Raw genomic sequence first — 5,798 nt, forward strand, 5'->3', positions numbered from 1 at the left:
AAAATAACACTGAATATCAGTTATTTACATAAATGTCATTATAAGTAACCATCAGATCTGTGGCCTGAAAAAAATAGGAATGACGTCCTATATTCGCTTTTTAACGTATTAGGTTTAAGATTTTGCATCCTGCAAAACTCATTGAGCTAAGATGTCTAAGGTGGTCGTAAAAATTAAAGATTACACAGTTTAATTAACCACCTTAGACACCTAAGAACATCTAATTCATTAAATAATCCTTCAGGCTTTCACACCATATAAGAACATGTAAGCTTATATGGTCCTTAAATGTCTTATATGGTCAAATAAAAATAACACTAAATATAAATTATTTACATAAACGTCATTATAAGGAGTAACGACGAAGCAATCTATCATGCTAGTAATCCTTGCTATAAAGATTGCTTCGTCGGCTGAAAAAGCCTTCTCGCAATGACGATCCGTCTAGGAGATATTTCCATTAAATTCTACCGTCATTTATCTTGATTTTTATAAATAATTACTCCTCAATATAACAGCAAAAGGCCATTTATTTTTGTTATAAAAATTTAAACCAGCTCTTAGTGTAAATAAGTTTTAAGAAAACGCAATGCTTTGGTTAAATGTGCTTCTACTGTTTTTTCTGAAAGCTCAAGCTGTTCTGCAATTTCGGGTATAGTTAAACCACTGTTGCGACTTAGCGTGTACACCTGTTTGCACCTACATGGTAGCCTGTTCACAAGTCCGTCGACAAAATGATCCAGATCCTTAAAAAGAATAGTTTCTTCTGTATTGTTAATACTTTCACAGAAATTTTCTAACAGACACTGGTTATACAGAGTGGCAAATATAAATCATTATATTTAATAAATAGTTTAACGATTAATCCGGGAAATCACTTTTAACACTTTAACCCGCAATTAGCTTGCTTCTGCATTCATCATCCAAAGCGGGCCTTTTACTTTTTGTAGTTTTCAATATCTTAGTTACTTAAAAAGTTTGCTATTGAGCCTATTAAATGAGTTATCGAACATATACAGTGCAGCTATTTGTATTTAATTATATCTTTTTAATTGCCAAAATTCCTTGAAGGTGTTCTAATCGGGTCTCATTATCTCCGCCAAAATGGTATCAAAGCCAGCAAATCGTATTAAACAAGAATATACGTTTGAAAGAATTTACTTATGTTTGGCTGTCTTAATTTGTGTGACGCAGACTAAACTTGTTCATTCCTGGACCTTAAATCTATTCAGACCGATATTTTGCAAATTCACAACAACCATAATCCGAACAACGAATCCCTAAACTGGAAAAATTTCAAAAATGGTAATGAGGCGGCTTTCGAATCTCTCTACAAAACCTATTCGGCAGGTTTGTATAATTATGGATCGAAGTTCACCAAAGATAAAGACCTAATCAAAGAATGTATACAGGATCTTTTTGTAGGGCTGTGGACGAGAAGACAGTCTGTCGGAAATCCCGGGCATATAAAAAATTACCTCTACAAATCTGTTAGGCATGCCATTTTCAAAAGAACCTTTCAGCTAAGCAAAAATGAAACTTACGAGGAAACGGAAAACTATCAGTTCCATGCGACTTTAAATATAGAGGAAACCATCATCGATAATGAAAGGCAGCTGCAGGTGAGTGAGCAGCTTCAAAATGCGCTGGCTAAACTTACGGCAAGGCAAAGAGAAGCCATTTTCCTTAAATTTCATGAGCAATTGAGTTACGAAGAAATTGCCGAAGTGATGGGGACTACAGTAAAGGCGGGGTATAAAATCATGGCCCGCTCGTTAGATTACCTGCGTAATAATCTTTCTAAAGATGATTTATTATTACTTTACGCGCTACTTCATTCAAAATTACTAAACTGATAATCAGGCAGATAAAATAAATTAAAATTTTTCATCCATTTTGATGGGGTAAAAAAAGGCTGTTGCTGCTAATAGGATCAAAATCAATAACAATGAAGAAACAGCTAAGCGATTACAAAGCTTATACTTTAGCAGACCTGATCAATGATGAAAGCTTTATCCTCTGGGTGCTTCAGCCTGATGAAACAGCGGAACTATTTTGGCAAAATGTCCGGAATACTTACCCTGTCCTGGACCCAATAATTGCAGATGCAAGAGATATCATATTATCGATGCAATTCGAAACCGATGCACTCGATACAAATGAGGAAAAACAACTTTGGCAAAACATTGCTACCAAAACCATTTCGGTTAAAAAAACAGTTAAAATCTTCCCGATCTGGTACCGTTATGCCGCGGCAGCGGTTGTGGCTGGTATCCTGTTCTGCATCGGCGTATTATATTCGGTTAACCAAAAAGTAAATATCGAAACGCCTTATGGCCAATTGAGGAATATCACTTTACCTGATGGTTCAATGGTAACCCTGAATGCCAACTCGCAGATTAAATATGATAAAAACTGGAATAAGAACGAAATCCGTGAGGTCTGGATCTCAGGCGAAGCCTTTTTAAAAGTAAATCACCTCCATAAAACTGGTGAAATACAAAACCACGAACGTTTCATTGTACATACCGGAGCGGTTAATGTAGAAGTTCTGGGAACTTCCTTTAACGTAAACGACAGAAGGGGCCGTACTGAAGTTGCCCTTTTAGAAGGCAAAATCAGTCTGGATTTAAAAACCGGTGAAACCAACCCGCTTATTTTAGCGCCTGGCGATATCGCCGAATATGCAAACGGTAAACTACTTAAAAAATCAATTAATGTTGCCGAATATGCTTCCTGGAAAGACGGGAAATTGTATTTCCGCAATGTTCCGGTGGGCAAAATATTCGATTATTTCGAAGATATTTATGGCTACAAGGTGGTGGTAGACGATCCGAAGATTCTGGAGAAAAGATTATCAGGTGCTTTAAGCGCAAAGGACCGGGATGTGTTGTTTAAAGCCATTGGCGTTACCCTGAACATCAATATCACCCCGAAGGCGGCTACACACGAACTGGTTGTTACATCTAAATAAGGCATAGAACATGAAAAAGAACTTAAAAGTCAGCTTTATTGCCTTGATGTGCGTCCTGTTTTTTGAGCCATTTACTTTTGGCCAGCAGGTAAAACAAGAAGAAACACAAGCTTTAACACAGGTCCTCGCTAAATTGAGCGTAGCGTTTAAAGTCAATTTTTTATACGAAGAAAGTCAGCTTAAGGAGAAACAGTTAGTTTATCAGGCTAATAATTTTTCGGGCAAACCTTTAAAACAAATTTTAGATGCTGTTATTTTACCACTTAATTTGTCATGGTATAAGGTGGATGATAAGAACTACTCAATTTTCCCCACGGTTTCCAATACCGCAGCACCGGTAAAGCAAAAGGTTAACCCTGGCATTGCAGATTCTGTTGCAAAAGACCAGGTAAGCGGCCGGTTGCTGGATGAACATGCCAGGCCATTGGAGTATACCACCGTAACCCTGCTCGTAGCCGCCGATTCATCTTTTGTGATCAACTCGTTAACGGATCCTGATGGGAAATTCACCTTTCCATCAGTTAAACCGGGCATTTATAAAATCAGGGTTTCGCCTATAGGCTATAGCTCCTATACCACCAGGCCTTTTACGGTTGGCGGTAATGCACCGGTAAGCATCGCCCCTATTTCGATTCAATCATCAGGAGAAAATTTAAAAGAAGTTAAAATTACAGCCAGCAAACCCCTGGTTGAAGCCAAAAGCGACAGGCTGATTTTTAATGTAGACAACAGTGCCATGGCAGTGGGCAATTCGCTCCAGGTATTGAAATCGGCACCTTTTGTGCGGATCTCGGCAGATAACACGGTGAGTTTGCAGGGAAAGCGGACCATGATTTTAATCGACGGCAAACCCGTGCCGGATGCGGCGTTGGAAAATATCCTGCAAACCATGCCGGCAGGAAATATCCTTAAAATCGAATTAATTACACAACCTTCGGCTAAATATGATGCTGCTTTTGGCGCTGTGATTAATATCATCACCAAAAAAAGTCAGATTGAAGGTTTTACGGGCGATGTCCGCGCTGATGGATCAACCGGAAAATATGCTTCCGCTAATCTGAATACTTCGGCCACTTACAAACGCAAAAACCTAACACTTTATGCGAGTGGCGGTGTTACCAAAGGAACCGACATTTTCAGTATAAGTTCGGAAAGGTCTCAGGATCCTACCGATCCGTTATACTATTTAACCAACAACTGGTCCCGGATAACAGATAATAACCTCTATAATTTCCAGGCAAGTGCGGAACTGCAACTGGATAAAAACCAAAGTATCGGGCTTCTTGCAAATGGGGGTATCTTTTATTTTAAAGGCCCATGGGCAACAACGAATGCCTTTGGTCGTAAAAACACCCGCATCGATTCGGTATCGTATACTGATGCTACCTTCAACCAACGCGCCAGCTCTTATACCTATAACTTTAACTATCATCTTCTGGCCGATTCAGGAAGAAATGAACTCCTGGTACTGGCGACATTTACCCCATGGCAACGTAATCTCTTCCAGGATTTTCCTTCCGTGCTTTATGATGGAGCAGGCAATATCATCAGAATTCCCACCCATTACCAAAACAGGAACAAGGCCGCTATTGATGTTTACATCGCACAGACTGATTATATCCATGAGTTTAAAAAGCAATGGAAGCTCGAAGCCGGTTTCAAATTTCAGTACACCAATTCCAATACGAGTGTAGATTATCAGGATAACCGCAACGGACAGTTCGAATCCAACCCCATATTTTCCAATCAGAGCAATTTAAAGGAATCAATTGCTTCCGTTTACGGAATATTGAGCAAAGACTGGAAGAAAGATAAGGTACAAATGGGTTTAAGGATTGAAAATACCCGGGCTGATTTTGTGGATAACTTCAAACAAGATTACAGCAATTTCTTTCCGACATTTCTTTATCAGCATAATTTTAACCAGGATAACAATATTTCCATTTCGTATAAGCCAACCATTAATCGCGCACCTTATTATGAACTTGTACCCTATACCGTACTACTTAACCGATATACCATTGAGCAGGGCAACCCATCTCTCACACCACAGTTTAATGATACCTATACTTTAAGTGCGAATATCCACAAGCTTAATCTTTCATTAAGTTATACCCATACAAAAGGTACTATCGGACTCTTCCCTTACAAACAGGACCTTACAACAAAAGTGACTTATTTTACGCGTCAGAATCTTAACCGGGCATCAGATGTTTCGCTTTATTTGTTTTACCCAATTAAGATAAACGATTGGTGGGAAACCCTCAATAGTGGTACACCGATTGGCTATAACATAGCCGAAGGACCGGTTTTAGGCACCAACTACAAGCTGGCTGCTTTTCATTCTGATTTTAAAAGTTCGCAGGTTTTTAAAATTTCGAAGAACCTGAAACTACAGATAGATGCCTATTACTGGACCAGCTATGTACAGGATCTTTCAAAAAATAGTGGTTATAAAAATATTGATGCGTCGTTTTTACTCAACCTTTGGGAAGGTAAAGGGCAGCTCCGGTTGGGTGGAAATGAATTGGTTTTTAAGCGGAACGATTACCTTATCGAACGTAATTATGGCACTTTTAATTCCGCAGAACGGGTTAGTAACGATAGCAAACGTGTTTTTGTAGGTTTTACTTATAAATTCGGCAAATCAAAGATTCAGAAATCGGATACCAAACTGGGTAACGAAGATGCGTTGAAAAGGTTATAAAATTGCGGACTCTTAAATCATATCTGAAATATGCAAAAACTAACGATAACTAGAAGGGTCTTAGCGAGACGCTAACAATGCTATTAAGTTAAGGGTTTTGGGGATTTTCAGATAGTT

Annotated in this window: 4 protein-coding genes; 3 read left to right on the plus strand and 1 reads right to left on the minus strand. The window is 38.7% G+C overall.

Annotated elements, in window-relative coordinates:
- Positions 1-560 precede the first annotated feature (560 nt).
- Positions 561-830 carry a sigma factor-like helix-turn-helix DNA-binding protein gene (locus IM793_RS25215; RefSeq protein WP_193426136.1) on the minus strand — a complete coding sequence of 90 codons (270 nt, stop codon included), beginning with the start codon at positions 828-830 and terminating at the stop codon, positions 561-563.
- A 411-nt stretch (positions 831-1,241) separates the two neighbouring features.
- Here IM793_RS25215 and IM793_RS24570 point away from each other — a divergent pair, with 411 nt between their 5' ends.
- The 3 genes from IM793_RS24570 to IM793_RS24580 all read left to right on the plus strand — a co-directional run bounded on the left by IM793_RS24570 (position 1,242) and on the right by IM793_RS24580 (position 5,681).
- Positions 1,242-1,856 (plus strand): RNA polymerase sigma factor, encoded by a 615-nt coding sequence (locus IM793_RS24570; protein ID WP_193426131.1) that lies wholly within the window; start codon positions 1,242-1,244, stop codon positions 1,854-1,856.
- A 92-nt stretch (positions 1,857-1,948) separates the two neighbouring features.
- Positions 1,949-2,974 (plus strand): FecR family protein, encoded by a 1,026-nt coding sequence (locus IM793_RS24575; protein WP_193426133.1) that lies wholly within the window; start codon positions 1,949-1,951, stop codon positions 2,972-2,974.
- Between the two features lie 10 nt (positions 2,975-2,984).
- Positions 2,985-5,681 carry an outer membrane beta-barrel family protein gene (locus IM793_RS24580; RefSeq protein WP_193426134.1) on the plus strand — a complete coding sequence of 899 codons (2,697 nt, stop codon included), beginning with the start codon at positions 2,985-2,987 and terminating at the stop codon, positions 5,679-5,681.
- Positions 5,682-5,798 lie beyond the last annotated feature (117 nt).

Origin of the sequence: Pedobacter sp. MR2016-19 (assembly GCF_014947265.1) — a bacterium.
Taxonomy (GTDB): Bacteria; Bacteroidota; Bacteroidia; order Sphingobacteriales; family Sphingobacteriaceae; genus Pedobacter.